The organism is Phytohabitans maris (assembly GCF_031085175.1).
GTDB classification, from domain to species: Bacteria; Actinomycetota; Actinomycetes; order Mycobacteriales; family Micromonosporaceae; genus Phytohabitans; species Phytohabitans maris.
On the sequence record NZ_JAVHUY010000030.1, the window covers coordinates 83,705 to 104,510 of the forward strand.

The 20,806-nt window shown below is 70.8% G+C and carries 19 protein-coding genes and 1 riboswitch; of the genes, 8 read left to right on the forward strand and 11 right to left on the reverse strand.

Features of this window, described 5'->3' with window-relative positions; genetic code table 11:
- Positions 1-16 precede the first annotated feature (16 nt).
- From RB614_RS28290 to RB614_RS28305, 4 genes are all read left to right on the forward strand, one after another.
- Complete coding sequence (locus RB614_RS28290) at positions 17-187, forward strand: DUF3311 domain-containing protein (RefSeq protein ID WP_308715697.1); 171 nt, start codon at positions 17-19, stop codon at positions 185-187.
- Positions 188-202: 15 nt separating this feature from the next.
- Positions 203-2,413 (forward strand): carbon starvation CstA family protein, encoded by a 2,211-nt coding sequence (locus tag RB614_RS28295; protein ID WP_308715698.1) that lies wholly within the window; start codon positions 203-205, stop codon positions 2,411-2,413.
- Positions 2,410-2,592: a YbdD/YjiX family protein gene (locus RB614_RS28300; RefSeq protein ID WP_308715699.1), complete on the forward strand. Its 183-nt coding sequence runs from the start codon at positions 2,410-2,412 to the stop codon at positions 2,590-2,592. The genes RB614_RS28295 and RB614_RS28300 overlap by 4 nt, the downstream gene beginning before the upstream one ends.
- A gap of 206 nt (positions 2,593-2,798) precedes the next feature.
- Positions 2,799-2,987, forward strand: coding sequence for a hypothetical protein (locus RB614_RS28305; RefSeq protein ID WP_308715700.1), 189 nt, complete (start codon positions 2,799-2,801; stop codon positions 2,985-2,987).
- Positions 2,988-3,301: 314 nt separating this feature from the next.
- Here the strand turns inward: RB614_RS28305 and RB614_RS28310 are convergent, their stop codons facing one another.
- A complete protein-coding gene (locus RB614_RS28310) occupies positions 3,302-3,835 on the reverse strand; it encodes an FHA domain-containing protein (protein ID WP_308715701.1) in 534 nt (177 codons plus the stop codon).
- Between RB614_RS28310 and RB614_RS28315 the strand changes: the two genes are divergently transcribed.
- On the forward strand, positions 3,819-3,998 hold the full coding sequence (locus RB614_RS28315; protein WP_308715702.1) for a hypothetical protein: 180 nt from the start codon (positions 3,819-3,821) through the stop codon (positions 3,996-3,998). The two genes, RB614_RS28310 and RB614_RS28315, sit on opposite strands and share 17 nt — an antisense overlap.
- A 40-nt stretch (positions 3,999-4,038) precedes the next feature.
- On the opposite strand, the gene RB614_RS28320 is transcribed toward RB614_RS28315, so the two are convergent.
- The 9 genes from RB614_RS28320 to RB614_RS28360 are packed head-to-tail and all read right to left on the reverse strand — an operon-like array spanning position 4,039 to position 14,942.
- Positions 4,039-5,334, reverse strand: a complete 1,296-nt coding sequence (locus tag RB614_RS28320; protein ID WP_308715703.1) for a VWA domain-containing protein — start codon at positions 5,332-5,334, stop codon at positions 4,039-4,041.
- Positions 5,331-6,338: a PP2C family protein-serine/threonine phosphatase gene (locus RB614_RS28325; RefSeq protein WP_308715704.1), complete on the reverse strand. Its 1,008-nt coding sequence runs from the start codon at positions 6,336-6,338 to the stop codon at positions 5,331-5,333. The genes RB614_RS28320 and RB614_RS28325 overlap by 4 nt, the downstream gene beginning before the upstream one ends.
- Complete coding sequence (locus tag RB614_RS28330; RefSeq protein ID WP_308715705.1) at positions 6,335-8,602, reverse strand: serine/threonine-protein kinase; 2,268 nt, start codon at positions 8,600-8,602, stop codon at positions 6,335-6,337. Before RB614_RS28330 ends, RB614_RS28325 begins: the two co-directional genes overlap by 4 nt.
- Positions 8,599-9,786, reverse strand: a complete 1,188-nt coding sequence (locus RB614_RS28335; protein ID WP_308715706.1) for a hypothetical protein — start codon at positions 9,784-9,786, stop codon at positions 8,599-8,601. The genes RB614_RS28330 and RB614_RS28335 overlap by 4 nt, the downstream gene beginning before the upstream one ends.
- Positions 9,787-9,806: 20 nt before the next feature.
- Positions 9,807-10,784 carry a glutamate ABC transporter substrate-binding protein gene (locus RB614_RS28340; RefSeq protein ID WP_308715707.1) on the reverse strand — a complete coding sequence of 326 codons (978 nt, stop codon included), beginning with the start codon at positions 10,782-10,784 and terminating at the stop codon, positions 9,807-9,809.
- Entirely contained in the window at positions 10,781-12,118 is a 1,338-nt protein-coding gene (locus tag RB614_RS28345; protein ID WP_308715708.1) for a hypothetical protein, read from the reverse strand. The genes RB614_RS28340 and RB614_RS28345 overlap by 4 nt, the downstream gene beginning before the upstream one ends.
- 57 nt (positions 12,119-12,175) lie before the next feature.
- Positions 12,176-12,955: an ABC transporter ATP-binding protein gene (locus RB614_RS28350; protein ID WP_308715709.1), complete on the reverse strand. Its 780-nt coding sequence runs from the start codon at positions 12,953-12,955 to the stop codon at positions 12,176-12,178.
- Positions 12,952-14,019, reverse strand: coding sequence for a FecCD family ABC transporter permease (locus tag RB614_RS28355; protein ID WP_308715710.1), 1,068 nt, complete (start codon positions 14,017-14,019; stop codon positions 12,952-12,954). The genes RB614_RS28350 and RB614_RS28355 overlap by 4 nt, the downstream gene beginning before the upstream one ends.
- On the reverse strand, positions 14,016-14,942 hold the full coding sequence (locus tag RB614_RS28360) for an ABC transporter substrate-binding protein (protein WP_308715711.1): 927 nt from the start codon (positions 14,940-14,942) through the stop codon (positions 14,016-14,018). The genes RB614_RS28355 and RB614_RS28360 overlap by 4 nt, the downstream gene beginning before the upstream one ends.
- 87 nt (positions 14,943-15,029) lie before the next feature.
- Positions 15,030-15,187, reverse strand: a riboswitch (cobalamin riboswitch).
- Between the two features lie 183 nt (positions 15,188-15,370).
- Between RB614_RS28360 and RB614_RS28365 the strand changes: the two genes are divergently transcribed.
- From RB614_RS28365 to RB614_RS28375, 3 genes are all read left to right on the forward strand, one after another.
- Entirely contained in the window at positions 15,371-16,576 is a 1,206-nt protein-coding gene (locus RB614_RS28365) for a hypothetical protein (RefSeq protein WP_308715712.1), read from the forward strand.
- Between the two features lie 2 nt (positions 16,577-16,578).
- Positions 16,579-17,049, forward strand: a complete 471-nt coding sequence (locus tag RB614_RS28370; protein WP_308715713.1) for a DUF7768 domain-containing protein — start codon at positions 16,579-16,581, stop codon at positions 17,047-17,049.
- Between the two features lie 65 nt (positions 17,050-17,114).
- Positions 17,115-18,755 (forward strand): 5'-methylthioadenosine/S-adenosylhomocysteine nucleosidase family protein, encoded by a 1,641-nt coding sequence (locus RB614_RS28375; RefSeq protein ID WP_308715714.1) that lies wholly within the window; start codon positions 17,115-17,117, stop codon positions 18,753-18,755.
- A gap of 43 nt (positions 18,756-18,798) precedes the next feature.
- Here RB614_RS28375 and RB614_RS28380 read toward each other — a convergent pair whose 3' ends face one another.
- The gene (locus RB614_RS28380; RefSeq protein WP_308715715.1) at positions 18,799-20,655 is read right to left on the reverse strand and encodes a M14 family metallopeptidase; all 1,857 of its coding nucleotides are present in this window, start codon (positions 20,653-20,655) and stop codon (positions 18,799-18,801) included.
- Positions 20,656-20,806 lie beyond the last annotated feature (151 nt).

Genomic DNA, 20,806 nt, shown 5'->3' on the forward strand with positions numbered 1-20,806 from the left:
GTCGAACACTGCACGGGTGATCGCGGGTGGCTGCCTCGCCGCCCCATTTGTCGCCCTGCTCTGGGTGCCCTTCTACGCCGGCGGACCCGCACTCGCCGGGGTGCCGTTTTTCTACTGGTACCAGATGCTTTGGGTGCCCTTGAGTGTTCTACTCATGTTCATCGCCTACCTGCTGCTGCGTCGTTAGCTCTTGGAGGCCCCCGTGACGACGACAACCCCGGCGAGCCCACCCACGCCCCCACCCACGACCCCGGCCCCCGCCGGACGTGGCCGGCTGAACCCCAGGTCGATCGCCATCTGGACCGCCATCGCGATCGCCGGCGCGATCGCGTGGGGCGTGCTCGCGCTATCCCGCGGCGAGGAGATCAACGCCATCTGGCTCGTGGTGGCGGCCCTCGCCTCGTACGCGATCGCCTATCGCTTCTACGCCCGCTTCATCGTCCGCAAGGTGCTCAAAGTGGACGACACCCGGGCCACGCCCGCGGAGCGGCTGGACAACGGCATCGACTACCAGCCGACCGACCGGCGGATCCTGGTCGGCCACCACTTCGCCGCGATCGCCGGCGCCGGACCGCTGGTCGGCCCGGTGCTCGCCGCGCAGATGGGCTACCTGCCCGGCACCATGTGGATCATCTTCGGCGTCATCTTCGCCGGCGCCGTACAGGACATGGTGATCCTGTTCTTCTCGATGCGGCGCAACGGCAAGAGCCTCGGCCAGATGGCGCGCGACGAGATCGGTACCGTCGGCGGCATCGCCGCACTCGTCGCGGTCTTCTCCATCATGATCATCCTGCTGGCGGTGCTCGCGCTTGTCGTGGTCAACGCGCTGGCCAAGTCGCCGTGGGGCACGTTCTCCATCGCGATGACCATCCCGATCGCCCTCTTCATGGGCTTCTACCTGCGCGTACTCCGTCCGGGCCGGGTCATCGAGACCACCGCGATCGGCGTCGGCCTGCTGCTGCTCGCGATCGTCGCGGGCGGCTGGGTGCAGGAGTCGGGCCTGGCCGACACGTTCACGCTCAGCCCGGAGACGCTGACGATCTGCCTCATCGTCTACGGCTTCTTCGCCTCGGTGCTCCCGGTCTGGATGCTGCTCGCGCCGCGCGACTACCTGTCCACGTTCATGAAGGTCGGTGTGATCGGCCTGCTCGCCGTCGGCGTGCTCGTCGCCGCGCCGGTGCTGCGGACCGAGGCGGTGACCGACTTCGCCCGCGAGGGAAACGGCCCGGTCTTCTCCGGAGCGCTGTTCCCGTTCGTCTTCATCACGATCGCCTGCGGGGCGCTCTCCGGATTCCACGCGCTCATCTCGTCCGGCACCACGCCCAAGATGATCCAGAAGGAGTCGCAGGTGCGGCTCGTCGGGTACGGCGCGATGCTGATGGAGTCGTTCGTCGCCGTCATGGCGCTGATCGCCGCCTGCATCCTCGAGCCCGGCCTCTACTACGCGATGAACGCGCCGGCCGGCGTCCTCGGCTCCACAGTGGATAGCGCCTCGGCCGCCGTGGCCAACCTGGGCTTCACGATCTCACCGCAGGACCTCAGCGCCGCGGCCGCCGAGGTCGAAGAGCAGACGCTGGTCGCCCGCACCGGCGGTGCACCCACGCTGGCCGTAGGCATGTCGGAGATCTTCTCCAGCTTCCTCGGCGGCTCGGGCCTGAAGGCATTCTGGTACCACTTCGCCATCATGTTCGAGGCGCTGTTCATCCTGACCACAGTGGACGCCGGCACGCGGGTCGGCCGCTTCATGCTCCAGGACACGCTCGGCAACATCTGGAAGCCGATCGGCCGGGTCAGCTGGAAGCCGGGCCTGTGGGCCACCAGCGCCGTCGTGGTACTCGCGTGGGGCTACTTCCTCTACACCGGCGTGACCAACCCGCTCGGCGGCATCAACCAGCTCTTCCCGCTCTTCGGCATCGCCAACCAGCTACTGGCGGCGGTGGCACTGGCGGTGGCGACCACGATCCTGGTCAAGAGCGGGCGGCTCAAGTGGGCCTGGGTCACCGGCATACCGCTGGTCTGGGACGCCACGGTGACGCTGACCGCGAGCTGGCAGAAGGTCTTCTCGGACAACCCGGCGATCGGCTTCTTCGCCCAGCGCGAGCGCTTCTCCGACGCCCTGGACCGCGGCGAGGTGCTGGCCCCGGCCAAGAACCTCGACGACATGCGGGCGGTGGTGACAAACTCCACTGTGGACGGTGTACTGGCCGCGTTCTTCGCGATCCTGGTCATCATAGTGATCGTCAACGCCGCCTGGGTCTGCTACAAGGCGATCCGCGCCCGCGAGCCCTTGCCCACGACCGAGGCCCCGTACGTGGAGTCGAAGATCGTCGCACCGGCCGGCCTCTTCCCCACCGCGGAGGAAAGGCGCGAACTGGCCGCCGCCGGCGCTTCATCGACAGGGGACCGGACATGAGGCGAGCGCTGGCGGCGCTCCGCTGGTACTTCCGCGAGCTGAGCGGCGAGGCGGAGTACGACCACTACGTCGACCGCCACCGCCGCCTCCACCCGGAGCAGCCCTTGATGACCCGCCGCGAGTTCGAACACTGCCGCACCGACCGCCGCGACGAAACCCCAACCGCAAGCTGCTGCTAGACGTTTCGCCTCCGCGGCCCGGCTCGCCCTCAGCGGGCCGGCCGGGCCGCAACAAACACGCCCACGAAAATAATCAGCGCAACTTCCCGCAACATGCTTGACGGGAAGCGGTCAACTCCGGCAGCTTGCGAAGCAAGGCGAAGCCCCTGCGAAACCCCTCTGATGGAGGGATCTGTCCGCAGGAGGCTCGTATGTAGGACCCGGCGATGAGAGCCCTATGGCTGGCCGTTGCCGTCATCGCCGCTGCTCTCGTCGGCGCAGCGGCCGCTCTTCTCTCATGGGCCAGCGGCGACGCCGTTCCACGGGCCATGCTCGTCGGAGGGAGCGTATTCGGCGGCACGCTGCTGCTGGCTCTGACAACGATCAACTTCGTCGCCGACCACGGACCGTCCTAGGCGGCGGGCCTAGGGATCGAGGTCCGCGGGTGGTTCGGTGTGCAGCGGTGACACCGTCCCTTGATCGACGCTGCCTCGGAGCAGATCGTGGTAGTTGACTGCCCCTGGAGGGGCAGCTACGTACCACGATCTCGGGAGTGGGTTGATCTTGGAACCGATTGCCGCGGGCCCGGCCGGTTGGCCCACGATCTGGCGGGGACCCTTGGGAGGGAGCTCAAGGCTCAAGCCGACCAGGCGGACTCGGCGGTGGGCGCACAAGTGCGCTCAGCTCCAAAGCCCCGCCGCACTGCTACGGCCGCCTAAGGCCGTGGGGGTCAGGTGGAGTGGATGGTCAGGGCGGTCCAGGCGCCCAGATAGACGACGTCGCCGTCCTTGAGGGCGACCGGCACGTGGGGGTCGAGCGGGCTGGAGCTGGGGTCGTTGACGTACGTGCCGTTCGCCGACTCCATGTCGACCACCGCCCAGCCGCCCTCCTGCGGCACCAGCAGCGCGTGCAGGTGCGACACGCCCGGGTCCTCGGGCGGGCCGACCAGGTCGATGTCCGGGTTGACGCCGCGGGAGCGGCTGCGCCGGCCGATGACCATCTGCTGGCCGGTCAGCGGAAACCGGCGTTCGGCGACGAAGCGCGGCATGGCCAGCGAGCCGGCGTCTTCGCCGCCCATGGCCTTGACCACCTCGAAGTAGGCCGTGTCCGCACGGACGACGACCTCCCAGGACGCCGCAGGGGTGGCCGGGGCCTCCGCGGGCGCGGGCGGCGCCGGGGACTCGGCTGAGGGCACCGGCGGGGCGAGCAGGAAGTCGTAGCCGTCCTCCTCGCAGAAGCGTCCCGTCTTGGGCGTCCCGCACACCGGGCAGACCTCAACCGAGGCGGAGGCCGAGGGCGAAGCCGAAGAGGGCGAAGCCGGGGCCGAAGAGGGCGAGGGAGAGGAAGGCGAAGGCGAAGAGGGCGGCGACGCGGCAGGGGCGGAGCTCGGCGCCGCACCCATCCGGGCGCCGCAGACCTCGCAGTAGTCGAGCGTCGCCGAGTCGTGGCCCTTGGGGCAGGTTGCCATCAGCCCTCCTCCGGCTGCTTCTTCTTCACGCGGACCGTCTTGGTGCTGCGTACGTTGGTCAGCTCCGCATCCACGCCGGCGACCTGCTTCTTCAGGCGTACGGTGCCGGTCGCCGCGTCCTCCACCTCGACCACGCGGGCGAGCAGCTTGGCCGTACCCTCGTGGCCGGACTCGTTGGCCAGCTGCACCGCGCGTCCCAGCTTGGCCGTCGCCGTCTCCACGTCGCCCGCGTCGCGCGCCTTGAGCCCCTCCTGGATGACCGCGGCGAGCTCGGCCTGGCCGGTGTAGTGGGCGACCTGCGGGTTGATTTTCGTGGAGAGCGCGGTGTCGTCGGTCCAGCGGGCGAGCACCAGCTTTTCGGTCAGCACGGACCCGCTGCTGACCAGGCTGAACCGCGCGGCCAGCACCTCCTCGCCGACCGCGTCCGGCTCGACCTCGACGGAGATGTGGTAGTCGCGGCTCTCCGCGCCCCACGCGCCGGTCGGGTAGTCGCCGATCCGGGCGCTGACCTCGGCGCGGCGCCCGGTGAGGTCTTCGACCTGGGGGTACACCTGCTTGACGAAGCGGATCTTCGAGCCGGCCGGGGTCCACACGCGCAGCGAGACGTCCGCGACCGACTTGCCCATCGCCTCCTCGGTCATCGCGCGGAACGCGGCGGGCAGCTCGGACGGGTCCTCCAGGCCGTCGGCCGTGCCCAGCAGGGTCGAGGCGACCTTGCGCAGCTCGGTCGCCACCCAGTCGGTGCCGACGCCCCGGCTGTCGCAGATGAACTTCCCCTCGCACGCGTCGAGCACCCGCTGGAAGTCGGTGGGAGTCTCGTGCTGATTCTGCCCGTCGGTCAGCAGGATGGCGTGCTTCACCTCGGCCTGCTGCCCGGCGAAGAGGTAGTTGGCGAGGTCGAGCCAGCGGCCGATCGCGGTACCCCCGTCGGCCCGCAGCCGGGCGACGGCGGCCTTGGCCTCGGCGCGGGTCTGTGGGTTGGCCGGGACCATGCGGGTCTCGCCCGGATAGATCATGTGGGCGCCCGCGGTGCCGGCCACCACGGCGAACGCCACGCCGTCGCGGAGCGTGTCGATCGCGACGGCGGTCGCCTTCTTGGCTTCCGCGATCTTGGTGCCGGGCATCGCCATCGAGCCCGAGGTGTCGACCAGGATGGCCTGCGCGGCGCTCAGCGGCGCCGAGGTGTCGCGCAGGTCGCCGCCCTGCGCGGTCACCGTGACGATCGCGTCGACGACGCGGCCTCCCTCGGGCAGGTACTCGTTCTGGTCGACCTCGGCCGTGAACTGCGCGGTCATGCGGTGGAGCCTCCTCCAACAGCGAAAGACGAAACGGCGACGGAAGCAACGGAAGACGAAGTGGGGAAGGAGAGTACGGCGACGGCGATGTTGTCGTGGCCGCCACCGTCGAGGGCCACGGCGGTGAGGTGGCGGGCCGCCTCGATCGGGCTACCGGTGGCGGCGGCGGTGAGTTCGGCGGGGTCGGACAGGTAGTGGTGCAGGCCGTCGGAGCAGAGCAGCAGCCGCCCCTCGCCACCCGGCCGCACCGTGACCACCTGCGGCTCGGCGTCTTCGGAGTCGGCGCCCAGCCACCGGATCAGCGCCCGCGAGGTCGGGTCGGCCTCCACTGTGGCCGGTGCTGGGCGGCCGGCGGCGAGCTGTCCGGCGATCGAGTCGTCGATCGTGAGGCAGGCCGGCTCGGCGCCGAGCCAGTACGCCCGGCTGTCGCCGATCCAGCCCACGGTGACCGCGTCCGCCGTGACCACGCCGGAGACGTACGTGCAGCTGGGCGGCGTGTCGCTCTCGTCCGGCCCGGCGGCGGCGCGGGCGGCTTTCGCGGCGGCGTGCGCGCCCAGCGTGGTGGCCTCGGCCGGATCGACGCCCGTGGTGAGCGCGTCGAGCAGCGCCGCCAGCCCCGCCTCGACCGCGCCGTGCGAGGCGGCGTCGGACCGGCTCGACGTGGAGACCCCGTCGCAGACCACCGACACCAGGCCGCCGTCGTAGCGGGCGATCGCCACGGCGTCCTCGTTGCGCGGGCGGCGCCGGCCCCGGTCGGTGACCGCGGCGGCCCCGCTCAGGTCGAGCTCCGCGTGGTCGCGCCCGACCGAACGCCGGCGCCCGCAGTTGTCGCAGTACATCTCCGAGCCGGTGGCGCCGCAGGAGAGGCAGGCCAGGCCCGCGCGGGAGGAGAGCCAGACCGTCGGCACCGGCACTGCCGCACCGGTGACCAGGTTGCGCCCGCACACCTCGCAGAACCTGTGCTCCGGCGAGGGTGGCGGGCCGTGCTCCGGGCAGGCCCTCATACCAGCGTCCGCGGGCGTACGGCGTTGGCCCGGTCGACCAGCGCGATCTTGGTGTCCGGGTCGCGGGCGATCTGGGCCATCGTGCGGTACGCCCGCTCCAGCCCAAACCGCAGTCCCCGCTCGGAGAGCTCGTGCCCCAGCACCCGCGCGCCGGACGGCAGCCGGTGCGGCGGGAGGTTGGCCGCGGTCAGCCAGGCGAGCGCGGCCTCCAGCATCTCCACGGTCAGCCGCGCCTGCCGCTCCACGTCGAGCCCCAGCCGCTCCAGCCGCCCGGAGGCGCGCAGCAGGTCGTCGGCGTGGGTGATCGGGCCACCCGCGTGCAGGCTGGCCCGTACGGCGGCGACCTGCGCGGTCACGTGGTGGCTGGAGCTGTCCGGCACCTGGTCGAGCACGGCCAGCGCGGCGCTGCGGTCGCCGGCGCCGAGCAGGATCCGGGCCAGGCCGAACGCGGCGCTGATGAAGCCCCGGTCGACCCGCCACACCCGGTCGTACAGGCGCAGCGCCGCGTCCTTGTCGCCGGTGCACTCGACCGCGGCGGCGAGTGCGAGGCGGGCCGCCGGCTCGCCGGGCAGGTCGCCGTAGACGGCGTCGAACGCGACCCGCGCGTCGCCGGGGCGGCCGGCGGCCATCGCGGCGATGCCCCGGTACCAGTCGATCCGCCAGTCGAACGGGTCGGTGGCGGCCAGCTCGTCCAGCCCGGCGCTGGCACCGGCGAGGTCACCCGCGTCGATCCGGGCGCGAACCAGGCGGAGCGAGACCTCGGTGCTGTGCACGGGCGGCGACTCCAGCTGCCGTACCAGCTCGGCCGGGTCGGTGCTGCTGAGCGTGGCGAGGAAGCCGGCGCCCGGGTCGAGCACGTCGACCTGCGGCAGCGGCAGCGCGGCGGCGACTCCGGACGGCTGCAGGTCGGCCGGCGCGGTCTCGGCCCCCACCTCGCCCGCCGCGGTGCCGAACGCCCGCCGCTCCGGCGTGAACTGCCGGGACACCACTGGCCGAGGCACGCCGTCGTTGGCCGAGAGGACCTCACGGAGCACGCCGAGCAGCTGGTCGCTCATGTCGGCCGCGGTCTGGAAGCGGCGGGCCGGCTCGCGGTGCGTGGAGCGGAGCAGCAGCCGGTGGTACGACTCCTCCTGGGCCAGCAGCGGCACGTCGGCGCGGTCCGGCAGCTTCCCCGCGTACGTGGTGGAGAAGCCGCGGAACTCGAAGCTGAGCACCGCCAGCGCCCGCCCCACCGTGTAGATGTCGCCGGCCACCGAGGGGCCCACGTCGGCCACCTCGGGCGCCTGGTAGCCGGGCGTGCCGTAGACCGCGCTCACGTCGTCGTCGACCCGGCGTACGGCCCCGAGGTCGATGAGCTTGAGCTGCTCCTCGGCATGGATCACGTTGTCCGGCTTGAAGTCGCAGTAGAGCAGGTCGCGGCCGTGCAGGTAGCCGAGCGCGGGGAGCACCTCGGCCCCGTACGCGAGGACTTCGGCGAGCGGCAGCACCCGCTGGCCCTCGGACCGGCGGGCCATCAGCATGTCGCGCAGCGACTGGCCGCCCACGTACTCCATGACGATGTAGCCCACCGGCACGCCGGTCTTCGGGTCCGGGTGCTGCACGAAGTCGTGGATCTTCACGATGCTGGGGTGGTCGATCTCGACCAGGTACCGCCGCTCGGTCACCGCCGCCGCCATCGCGTCCGCGTCGGCGGTGTTGATCAGTCCTTTGAGGACGACCCAGCGGTCGCTGACCGAGTCGCTGACGTTACGGTCGCGGGCCAGGTAGATCCAGCCGAGCCCGCCGTACGCGAGCGCGCCGAGCACCTCGTACCGGTCGTTGATGAGGTCGCCCTGGGCCAGCCGTGGCACGAACGAGAACGGCGTACCGCAGTTGGGGCAGAAGCCCTCGCTCCGGCCGGGCTTGCCGTCGCGCCCGCGGCCGACCGGCTCCTCGCACTTGCTGCAGAAGCGGCGCGACTCGGAGACCTTGGGGTCGCGCATGACCGCGGTGGCCGGGTCGCGCAACGGCACGCGGGGCAGCTCGATGAGGCCGGCGCCGAGCCCACCCCGGCTGGCCCCGCGGCTGCGCCCGGAGCTGCGGGTCGAGCCCTGCCCGGAGACGGTCGGCACCGAGCCGGGTGTCGTGGCGACGCTGGCGGGTGTGGCGGACGACGCCGGCTTGGGCTGCGCCGGCACCCCACCGGCCGGCGCCCGGCGCCCGCACTCGTCGCAGTAGCCCTCGGCGCCGTACGTGCCGGAGCAGCCGGGCCGGACACACCTCATGGGTTGCCCCTCTCCGTGAGCTGGTTGAGGTAGCGCTGGTAGGCGACCACCGCGCGGGTCGCCGCGGGCAGGTCGCACGGGCTGGTGTAGAGCAGGTCCTGCGCGGCGCGGTGCCGGGCGGCGAGCTCCTCGTGCTCGACCAGCCCCATCCGGCCGGCCCGCGCCCGGTAGGCGTCGAGCCGCCCGCGCAGCTCGGTGCGGCGCTGCAGGAGCCCGTCGGCCGCCTCGTGCAGGTGGGCCGCCCGCTCCTTCGCCCGCGCCACCGAGCGTTCCACAATGGACAACTCGTCGGCCAGGCGCGCCCACCGCCCCTCGCGGTGCAGCTGCCCGAGCTGCGCCAGGTGGGCGCGCAGCCCACCCACCGCGTCCGGCGCCGGCGGCAGGCCCGCGTTGGCGATCTTTTCCAACGCAAGGGCGTAGACCTTGGCCGCCGCCGCCTCCGCCGCGGCCACCTCGTCCACCGCCGTGGTCAGGCTCCGGACCCTTTCCGGGTACGCCGTGCGCAGTGCCGCCAAGCCGGCGATCCGTCGGGCGAGCGCGTCGATCTCGGACACCAGCTCGGGCGGCGGGCCGCTGGCGCCGATCGGGTCGCGGAGCGCCTCGGCCTGCGCATTGGCGAGGCTCGCCGCGAGCCCGTCCACATCGGACTCCTTGAGCGCGTCGCCGCCCAGGTTGGTCGCGTCGGCGCTCGCCTTTTCCAGCGCGGCGGTCGGCTGGGCGTACAGCGCGGCGACCCGGCCGCTGGCCGCCTCGACCTCGCCCAGCGCGCGCACCACCTCGGCGGCCACGGTCTCCAGGTCGTCGGCGAGCCCGGGCACCGTCTGCCACGAGGCCGGCCCACCCGCGGCGGGACTGTCGACCACCAGGCCGGAGGCGCTCAGCCCGACGATCGGGTGGCGCAGCACCGAGGTGAGCACGCGCAGCTCGGCGTCGCCCGGGCGGGAACGCTCGGCGCGCACCGTCTTGGCCCGGTCGAGCTGCGCGCCCAACGCGGCGAACTGCGACCAGAGCACCTCGACCGCCGCCAGCACCTCGGTGGCCACCTCGGCTGTGCGCCCGCGCAGGCTGCTGCCGCGCAGCAGGACGAGTGCGGGGTGGGCGTCCATCTCGAACATCGCGGCGGAGATCCGGTCGTACGCCGCGACCAGCCCGACGATGGCCCGATCGACCTCGTCGCGGCTCATCTGCGGCGGTGTCGACACGGTCAGCCCCGGTAGCGCGGCGTGGGTGGCTGCGGGGTGGGGCCGAGCGAGGAGAGCCACGTCCGGTAGAGGCTGGTCCAGGTGCCGTCGGCGCGCAGCTGCTCCAGCACGCCGTTGACGAACCGGACCAGGTCGACGGACTCCTTCTTCATCGCCATGCCGTACGGCTCCTCGGTGAACCGGTCAGGCAGGATCTTCGTCCCCTTGTCCTGCTCGGCGAAGCCGGCCAGGATCGCGTCGTCGGTCGAGACCGCGTCCACCTGGAGCTGCTGGAGCAGGACGAGGCAGTCGAGCGCGTCGTCGGCCGAGACCGGCAGCGCGTCGGGCGCCTTCGCCGCGATGTTGCGGATCGAGGTGCTGCCGGTGGCCGCGCAGACCTTCTTGTCGGCGAGGTCTCCGATCCCCTTGATCGGCGAGTCACGGGCGACCATGATGGCCTGGCCGGCGGAGAAGTACTCGGTGGAGAAGTTGACCCGCTCCCACCGGTCGCAGTTCATCGTCATGCTGCGGATGACGATGTCGACCCGCCCCTCCTGGATCGCCTTCTCCCGGTCGGCCGTGGTGATGGCCCGGAAGAGCACCTTGTCGGGGCTGCCGAAGATGGCCGCGGCCAGCTCGCGGGCCAGGTCGATCTCGAAGCCGACCAGGTTGCCGGTCTTGGGGTCGCGGTAGCCGAAGCGGTAGTTGTTTTGGTCGACGCCGACCACCAGCCGCCCGGCCCGCTGGATCCGCGCCATCGTCGAGCCGGACGGCATCCGGCCGGGCGCCGGCAGCGCGCCGGTCGGGCGGTAGCTGGCCCGCGGGTCGCACGAGCCGGCCGGCGCCGCGCTGGTCGTGGGGAGCACCGCCGGGTCCTGCACGCCGACCGGGCGCGCCGGCTCGGCCGGGTCGGGGCCGAACGGCGGGGCGTCGGATCCGCCGCAGCCGGCGAGGGCGAGCACGGAGAGCAGGGCCGCCACGGCGGCGGCTCTGGCCCTCATCGGTACTCCGCCAGGCGCCGCTGGATGCCGGCCGCCGCGCCCAGCACGAGGAGCGCGGCCAGCAACCCGATCCCGATGTCGGCGCCGGAGAGCGCGCCGGCCGCGCCGCGGGCCTCCTGCCGGAAGTTTTCGCTGTTGTGGTCGATCGCGGCGGCGAGCCGCTCGTCGAGCCGGTTGGCGATGGTGGCGGTGCTGGTCTGCTCGGCCCCGACCGAGGCGGTGACGGCCTGCGCGTACTGGCCGTCGTTGTCGAGCTTGCGCACCTGCTGGTGAGCCGAGTCCCAGTTACGCGCCTCGGTCAGCGCGGCGGTGAGCGCCTCGCGGGTCGGCCCGTCGGCGTCGCCCGGGACCAGCAGGCCGCCGTCGCGCTCGTTGCCGGCCAGCCGGTCCATCATCTTGTCGTAGTCCTCTTCGAAGGCCTGGCCGTTGCCGCGCGCGACCAGCGTCAGCGACTCGTCGGCGCGGGCCTGCAGCGCCGCGATCCGGGCGTCGGCGAGCCGGGCCACCTCTTCCGAGCCCCGGTCGTGGCTGGCCTCCAGCCGCCCGGCGGCCACCAGCGCGGAGACGCCGAGCCACAGCACCACGGCGACGGCGGCGACGGTCGCCGCGACCAGACCGATGTTGAAGACGCGGTTGGTGCGGCGGGTCAGGAAGCGCTGGACCACCACGAGCGCGGCGATCGTGAGCACGCCGAGCGCCACCGCGAACCACGGGAAGGCGCCCGCGTCGCCGCGCGCCTCGTCGAGCTCCTCGGAGACCGCCGTGTAGAGCTCCTGAGCGGCCGGCAGCAGCCGCTCGCGCATCACGCCGGACGCCTCGCGCAGGTAGGCACCGCCCACGGGCACGCCCTGGCGGTTGTAGACCCGGGCGGTCTCCACGAGGCCGGTGTAGACCGGCAGCTGCGCGGCGATCCGGGCGACCGCGTTGGCGCCCCGGCCGTCGCCCGCGCCACCGCCGGAGACGACCGCGAGCGCGGCGGCCGCCTGGGCGATGTCGGTCTGGTAGCGCTCGCGCAGCGTCGCCGGCTCCACACCACCGGTCAGGAACGCGCTCGCGGCCGTCGCGTCGGCGTCGGAGAGCGCGCGGTAGAGCCGCTGGGCCGCGACGGCCAGCTCACCGCTGCGCGCGACCGCGCCGTCGACGAGGTCGGCCCGCTGCCGTACGCCCACGACACCGGCGACGCCGGTGGCCAGGCCGAGCACGACGAGCGCCACCGTGGCGAGCACCAGCCGGCCGGGGGTGCCGCGAAACCGTCCCGCCGCCCGCCTGCGCAACCGGGCCGCGGGTGCGGCGGCGGGTGCTCGGGTCGCCGGTTCCCGTACGAGAGTCGTCACCGTCCACCACCTCGGGGATCAAGGTAGCCAACCGCTTCAAGACCCGACACCCCAAGATCAAAGCATGCTGGAGCGTACCGGCACCACGAGTGGGCCGCGATCGCCCTCGATGACCCGTACCCGGGCGCCGTAATGGGTCGCCAGCAGTTCCTCGGTCAGCACCTCGCGCGGGGTACCGCTCGCGGCGACCCGGCCCGACGCGAGCAGGACCATGCGATCCGCGTACTCGCCGGCGATGGAGAGGTCGTGCATGGTGGCGAGTACGGTCAGCCCGCGGTCCCGGCGCAGCTCGTCGACCAGGTCCAGCACCTCCTGCTGGTGACCGATGTCGAGCGCGGTGGTGGGCTCGTCCAGCAGGAGCAGCGGGGCGCCCTGGGCCAGCGCGCGGGCCAGGAAGACCCGCTGCCGTTCGCCGCCGGAGAGCGTGGCGAGCTGGCGGCCGGCGAAGCGGTGCAGGTCGAGCTGGGCCAGTACCTCGCCGGCGGCGGCCAGGTCGGCGGCGGACTCCCGGCCCAGCGGCGGGATGTAGGGGGTGCGGCCGAGGAGCACGTAGTCGAAGACGGCCATACCGGCCGGCACCACCGGGGACTGCGCCACCGTCGCCACGAGCCGGGCGCGCTGCCGGCGGGAGAGGGCTTCCGTGCGCGTACCAAAGATGGAGATGGCACCGGCCGCGGGGAGCAAGCCGCCGACGGCGCGCAACATGGTCGATTTGCCGGCGCCATTGGGTCCGATGACCGCGACCCACTCGCCGGCGGCGACCGTGAGGTCGACGCCGTCCAGGATCGTGGCACCGCCGAGGGTGACCCGCACGCCCAGCGCTTCGACCGCGTTCATGCGCTGATCCGCTTGGTGGTGCGCAGCACCAGCACGAAGAAGGGCGCGCCGAAGAACGCGGTGACCACGCCGATCGGGATCTCCGCCGGGCTCGCGACGGTGCGCGCGACGAGGTCGGTGAACGCGAGGAACGCGGCCCCGAAGAGCACCGACAGCGGCAGGATCACGCGGTAGCTGGCGCCCGCCAGCAGGCGCACGGTGTGCGGCACGATGATGCCGACGAACCCGATCAGCCCGGACACCGACACGGCCGCCGCGGTGCCGAGGCTGGCGGCGGCGAGCAGGATGTAGCGCGAGCGCTGAGGGTGCAGGCCCAGGCTGCTCGCCTCGTCGTCGCCGACCGAGAGCACGTCGAGCTCGCGGCGGAAGAGCAGCAGGACGGCGCCGGTCACCACCGCGTACGGGAGGATGACCAGCACGTCGTGCCAGCCCGCCGTGGCCAGCCGTCCCAGCAGCCAGGAGTAGACCTCGCGGATGGCGTCGACGTTGCGCTGCATGAGGTACGTCTGGCCGGCGGCGAGGAACGCGGAGACGGCCACGCCGGCGAGGATCAGCGTGGCCGGCGAGCGGTCGCGGCCGCCGGAGACGCCGAGCAGGTAGGTGAGCAGGACCGCCCCGACCGCGCCGAGGAACGCGGCCACCGGCGTGGTGAGCGGCAGCCCCGAGGTGACGTCGCCGCCCGCGCGGCCGGTGCCGATCCGGAACGCGATGACCGCGGTCACCGCCAGGCCGGCCCCGGCCGCGACGCCGAGCAGGTGGGGGTCGGCCAGCGGGTTACGGAAGACGCCCTGGTAGCACCCGCCGGCGAGGGCGAGCATCGCGCCCACGAGCAGCGCGAGCACCACGCGCGGCAGCCGGATCTGGGTGACGATCGCGATCTCCCGCTCGTCCAGCCCGCTGTGGATGTGTACCCCCGGGACGAGGTTGAGCACCTCGGCCGCGACGCTGCCCGGTGGCAGGTTGACCGGGCCGAACGCCAGGCCGGCGAGGGCCGCGACGACGACGGAGACGACGCCCGCGACGATCCAACCGGCCCGGCGTTCCCTTGCGCTGATCTTGGTCACGCGCGCGCCTTGGCCACCGCTTCCGTAATGGCCCGCACGAGGTCGACGACCCGCGGCCCCCAGCGGGAGGCGATGTCGTCGTCGAGCTGGATCACGTCGCCGTTCTTCACCGCGGTGATGTTGGCCCACCCGGTGCGCGCCTTCACCGTCTCCAGCGACTGCTGGCAGCACTTGGTGTCGGCCAGGAAGATCAGGTCCGGGTCCGACTTCACCAGCGCTTCGACCGACAGCTGCGGGTACCCGCCCTTCTTGCCGTCCGCGTCCGCGGGGTCGGCGATGTTTTCCAGGCCGGCGAGGGAGAAGAGCGCGCCGATGAACGTCTTGCTGGTGACCGAGTACAGCGTGGGGTCGAGCTCGTAGTAGTAGGTGAGCTTGGTCTCCCCCTGCGGTACGTCGCCGACCAGCTTGGCGATGTCGTCCTTCATGCGCCGCACGTTGTCGGCCGCCTCGGCGGGGTGCCCGGTGAGCGCGCCGAGGTCGTTGATCTGCTTGTACGAGTCGTCGAGCGTGACCGCGCTGGCCGCCAGGTACACCGGGATCTTCAGCGTGGTGAGCTGGTCGACCACCTTGTTGGTGTCGTTGGAGATCACCACCAGGTCGGGCGCCTTGGCCGCGATCGCCTCCGCGTTGGGCTGGAAGCCGGACAGCTGCGACTTGGGCGCCTCGGGCGGGTAGTTCGAGTTGTCGTCAGCGGCGGTCACCTGCGCCCCGGCGCCGATCGCGAAGAGCATCTCGGTGGCGCTGGGCGAGAGGGACACGATCTTCTCGGGCCGCTTGTCGAGCGTGAGGTTGCCGACCGTCACCGGGAAGGCGGCCGCGGCCTGCGTCGCCTCCCCGCCCCCGCCCGGCTCGTCGTTGTCAGTCGCGCATCCGGTGAGCGCGAGTGCGACCGCCGCGGCGACGGCTGTGATCTGTCTCTTCACTGGTCCTCCTGTCGGTCGAGGATCTGGTGCTTCGCCGACAAGAGGGGGTGCGCCACTCCGGCCCGCGAGGCGCCCTTCCTCGAGAGCGCTGGTTCGCGACCGTCCGCAGGCGACCTGGCTAGTCCGTCCGGTTTGCACCGGTACGGCATCACAGTTGCGGGACAGCTCCGGTTTGTACACCGGATTCGCTGCGGCCGATCATCTGCGACGTTACCCCAACGCCGACGGACCAGCACCCGGCGGTGATCACCTGGCCGTCAAATCGATATTGGAAGATGCACCGACCAATCGTCGATGGCATTCCGGCAGTCGAGCGAAGAAGATACAGACGCCCGACAATATCTTGCACCCATAAGATCGGGGGACCCGTGCGACCCCTCGACGCACTACGAGGTTCCGGGACCACTTCTGTCGAAGACCTTGTGATCGTGGGAGCCGGACCGGCCGCCCTGGCCGCCGCTAATGCGGCGGCCCACTTGGATCCGCTGGTAATTGACGCCGGGCCGGCCCAGCATCAAAGGGCGCACCTCAGCCCCGCCACCGCCGCCCAGGGCGTGGGCGGCGCCGGGTTGTTTTCAGACGGCAAGTTCTCTTTCTGGCCTTCGGGCACGCGGCTGTGGCAGCTCGATCCAGATCTTCTGCGGTTGGCATATGACTGGTTTCGCACCCAGCTGTCGGTATTTCACGAGTCGATCCCGCCGCTGCCCGACGAAGCCGCCACCGCTCGATCGCGGGTGAAGAAGATCCGCGAGAAGCGATACCCGTCCATTCACAGCACCTTCGAAGATCGCACGAAAATGATCTCACGACTCTCCGCGCCTATCCGTCGGTTGACCACCGGCGCCCGTGTTTCAGATCTGACCCGCGACGGGGAGACCTGGCGCCTGCGATCTACCCACGGCACCATACGGGCGCGCAAAGTACTGCTGGCGACGGGTCGTTACGGTCCGCTCCTCATGCGCGATGCCCTGCCGCCGTACGCGCTGCGGTTTCTCCGCATCGAGCTCGGGGTTCGTATCGAACAGGACGCGTCGGACTTCTTCCTCGCCAACCACCCGCAGCTTGATCCGAAGTACCTGTGGCGCGACGGGGCGCAGGGCATCGAGTGGCGCACCTTCTGCTGCTGCCGCAACGGGCTCGTCGTCTGGACCGCCTCCCAGGACATCCACGCCGCCTCCGGTCGAGCCGACTGCTCGCCAACCGGAAGATCCAACATCGGCTTCAACGTGCGCTTCGTGCGCCAATTCGAAGCAGCCGACATCTTGCCCACGTTCGTACGCGCGGCGGCGAAGCTTCAGCAACCCGTGGTAACGCGATTGGAAGACTTTCTCAGGGCCGTGGCATGCGGCGCCAATGATCCAATGTGTAAAGCGCTGGGCACGGTGGCAGCGGCGCGCCTGGCACAAGGTCTCACTCGCCTTATGCGAGACTTCCCGACGGGTTGCTTCAAGGGAGCAATCTTGATCGGGCCAACTCTTGAGGGAGTGGGTTGGTACCCGATACATGACAACGCCTTGTATACACAGCTCCCAGGCCTTGGCGTTGCGGGCGACGCGGTTGGCTCCTTCCGTGGTCTTACCGCGGCGCTGGTAAGCGGATACGTTGCGGGCACGGCCTTCTCACGACGGAGTTAATCATGGTTGATGATCGGAAACTCATCATCTACACGGCGCAGTCCAAACACTTCTTCTACTGCCGGGATGCCGTCTGTGAGTTCGTCTTCCACAAGGGCGCGGTCCCGCTGAACCCCTTTCGCGTTTTCGACTACTTCCTCAGTGATCGAGTGAGTCGTGACGTGGTGCGCGACGGCAACCGGCGGATCATCGAGGCAAGTGACGAGGTGTGGGTCTTCGGCCAGGAGCTGGCGGACGGCGTGATCCTCGAGATCGCCCTGGCCACGCGGCTGGCCAAGCCCCTGCGGTTTTTCAGCATCGGTGCCCGAGCCGCCGAGATAGAGCCCATCCCACCAGGGCAGCTGACGGTCGAAGACGAGGTGCTCATGATTAGCGGGCTCGACGAGCCGCAAATCAGGCAGCACATCGTGGAACAGTCCACCGAAACCATCATCAGCGCCATGGGGCGCACCCGGGAGCTAAGTGGAATTTGACGACAGGCGCCGCTACGACGCGGTTTGTCTTCGAGGCCCTCTTCCGGGCCCAGCAGCTGCAGCCGGTGAGTCGAGACCTGACGACGGCGGAGTTCCTGCGTTCGCGGCGCGAAGCGTACTCGCACGACGAGTCCCGATATCCGACCTACTTCACCGATGCTTCGGCGCGGCTCTCCTGGTCGTACCCGAGGTGGCAGAAGAAGGACGGCAGCACGAAGTCGTTGGAAAGCTATCTACGGCAATGGACGGAGATGCCGCTCCCGGCCGGCCCCTACCTTCCGTCCGCTCTGGCCGCGCAGAAGCCGGTCCGCGAAGCTCTCGCGCAGCGGGAAGGTAAAGCGATTACGTACGCGCTCTTCGTGCCCAAGCTCGGCGATCTGGCCGACAGCCCGCAGGCGCAGTACACGATACGAAGGCGGATCAGCACCGGCTTCACCGACGACTACCTGCGGCACGGCGAAGGGACCATCGCCACCGGCATCCAGGATCTGCAGGTCTTCGACGAACTCTCCACCGACTTCCCGTTCTATGACGTGCGCCTCCTCGGTGAGCTGGCGGGCGTGATCGGGCTCAACGGACTCACCGACCACCTCGCCACCGACCTCGTGCCATGGGTCGAGTATCTTGCCGCGAGAAACAGCGCCGCGATGCAGCTCCTGGCCGGCACAGTGCGCTGGATCCTCGCCGCCTTGTACGCGCGTGAGCTGGCGCGCAAGACGAGGCCCAGCGACGACGCGTTCAAGTTCTACTCGCGCCAGCCCGTGCGCGGCCGGATGGTGTCGCGTATCCGCGAAGCCGCTCACGTCGCGGAGCGACTCACGCCGCCGCCCAGGGGGCAGCCGCCCGAGGAAGCGGCGCAACGAGCGCAGGCCCGACTCCTCTGGCTCGCCGATCGCCTCGGCGAGCTCGACCCCCTCACAAAGGCGTATCTCGACGAGTCACGCAGGTTGATCAGCATGCCGAATGTCGACGTAGTGCTTGTCACCGTCAACGACATCGAGACGGACGAGTTGACCGCGGCGCTGGAGGGCGCGGGCTATCGAGCCCGGATCGAGATGGGCCCCGTCAACACGTACTGGGTTTATGGACCCGTCGGCAATGCTGTCGTCGCGCACGTACGCAGCGGCATGGGCTCCACGGGACAGGGCGGGTCGACCCTCACGACAATCGACGCGATCCGTGATCTGCATCCCGGAGCGGTCCTGGGTGTCGGCGTGGCATTCGGCATCGACTCCGGCCAGCAGCCGATCGGGCAGCTCCTGCTCTCCGAGCGGCTCACCGAGTACGAGCGGGCGAAGATTGGCGTCGACACCTCGGGCCAGACCATCGTGCTGCAACGGGGAGCCAGTACGGAGGCATCGCCCCGACTGGTGGGCCGCTTTCGGGACGCGCGCCTCTCCGGTCTGGGGATCGAGGTCCAAGCGGGCGAGATCCTGTCTGGCGAGAAGCTGATCGACAACCCCGGTTTCAAGTCGGCCCTGATAGAGCGGTTCCCGGAAGCGATTGGCGGCGAGATGGAGGGTGCCGGAGTCCAAGCCGCCAGTGGCCGCGAAGGGACCGAATGGCTGGTGGTCAAGGCGGTCTGCGACTACGCGCAGGAGAAGGACGTCGACCGGGCGGCGCGTCAGAAGCTTGCCGCGTCGCAGGCCGCCCGGGCCGTACTCCGGGTGCTCGAGCAGGGCGGCCTGAAGCGTAAGAGTGCGTGAGGTGGGCCCGGACCACCGGCCCGGGCCCCACCTCGTGTGGGAACTACGCCGAGGTGATCGTCACGTTGTCGACCGCGGCCTCGACCAGGCTGGCCCCGGAAGCGTCCGTGGCCTCGATCAGGATGCGGACCGACTGGCCGGCGTACGGCGTCAGGTTGGCCGTCGCCGTGGCCCACGAGCCGTTGCGGTTGCTCGCCGCTCCCGCCTGCGTGAAGACCGGTGTCGTACCGCCGGAGTGGACCACGCTGACCCGGAAGAAGTCGGCGGACGAGGAGTTCGAGCCGTGCGCCAGGTACCAGGCGAACGACAGCGACAGCGTGCCGCTCGACGGGAGCGTTACCGCCGGCGACCGCACGCTGGTCAGGCCGCCGTCGACGTCGTGGTCGCCGGCGCCCGCGCCGGCCAGCGGGCCGGTCACCAGGTCGTTGCCGCCGGCGAACGGTACGAGCTGCTTGGCGCCGCTGGAGCTGGTGGCCTGGGCCGCGCCGCGCTGCCACTGGCCCAGCGTCGCCGCGTCCGTGGCGGACGGATTGACGGTCCAGCCGGTGTCCGTCTCGAACGTGTCCGACCAGACGGTCGTGCCCCCACCGGTGCCGCAGTACTGGGCCTGCTTGCCGGTCGCCCGGTACGGGCAGTCGGCGTACTCGCTCAGGATCAGCACCGCCTCGCGGTTGCGCGAGGTCTGCGCGGGGATGACCTCGTCGGGCGGGTAGAAGCCGCCGCCACCGGACGAGCCGGGGTACATCTCGAAGGTGTACGCCCAGATGCCATGGGTGGCCCACATCCAGTCGATGCTGTCGCCGTCGGTGATGTAGAGGTCAGACGACTGCTCCGGGGTGTACCCGTTGGTGGCCGCCATCTGCTGCCCGATCGTGCGGAAGACGGCTTCCTGGTCGGCGTTGAGGCCGGGCGCGGTGTTCGCCGTCGTGTAGCCGAAGGGCCAGAGCACGAGCTGCGAGTACGTGTGGAAGTCGATGTTGGCCTTGATCTGCTGGACGCCGCCGACCACCCGGCTGTTGACGAAGTCGCGCAGCCGCTGGGTCTCCGGCGCGGAGAAGGCGGACGCCCCGCGGTACGTCTCGGAGCCGGTCGAGCCGGACGAGCCGCCGCAGCAGCCCCAGTTGTAGCCCCAGTTGCGGTTGAGGTCGGTGCCCACGTTGGACGAACCGGAGTTGGGCTGGCGGTTCTTGCGCCAGGAGCGGTACGAGCCGGTGGCCACGTCGTACTCGCTGCCGTCCGGGTTGACCGTCGGCACGATCCAGATCTCGCGGCTGTCGACGATGCTGGTGATCCGCGAGTCCGAGCCGTAGCTGTCCGTGAAGAGGTTGAGCAGGTAGATCGCCATCTCCACGGTCAGGTGCTCGCGGGCGTGCTGCTGCGCGTTGAAGAGGATCTCCGGCTCCGACTCGTCGGTGGCGACGTTGTCGGAGATCTTCACGGCCATGATGTCGCGGCCCTCGTACGAGTTGCCGAGCGTGATCCGGCGCGCGATCGACGGGTGGTCCGCCACGACCTGGTTGACCACGGTGTTGAGCTCGGCGTAGTTGTGGTACGCCGAGTCGGCCGGCGGGAAGTCGAACGTGGTCATGCCGCCCGGCGCCGCGACCGGCACCGGCACGACCTGAAAGCCGAGCTTGCGGATCGCCAGCACCTCGGACTGGATCGCCGAAACGTAGATCTTCCCGTGCTCGATGTAGTCGACGGCCGCGCCGGTATGCGCGATGGCGTCGCGGTCGGCGAACGTGCGCGGGCCGATCACCGTGTACTGCGCGGCGACCTCGGCCGCCGCCGGACCGGGATCGGGCTTGGCGGCACCGGGGCTGCTGGTGACCAGCAGCAGCCCGGCCGCGAGGGCGGCGCCGAGGATGACGGCCCGGCGGGGTCTGAGAAGGGTGGACATGCATGACCTCCTGGGGGTGGGGAGATCCCGTGTGAATAGACGAAAGCACATCCCTGGCCCCGCAGGCTCATGCCAGTGTGGTCGTCTCGCCGACAAAGACTTTCTTGGTCGATGACTCTGGCGAAACTTCCCTTCAAACGGGATAGTGTCG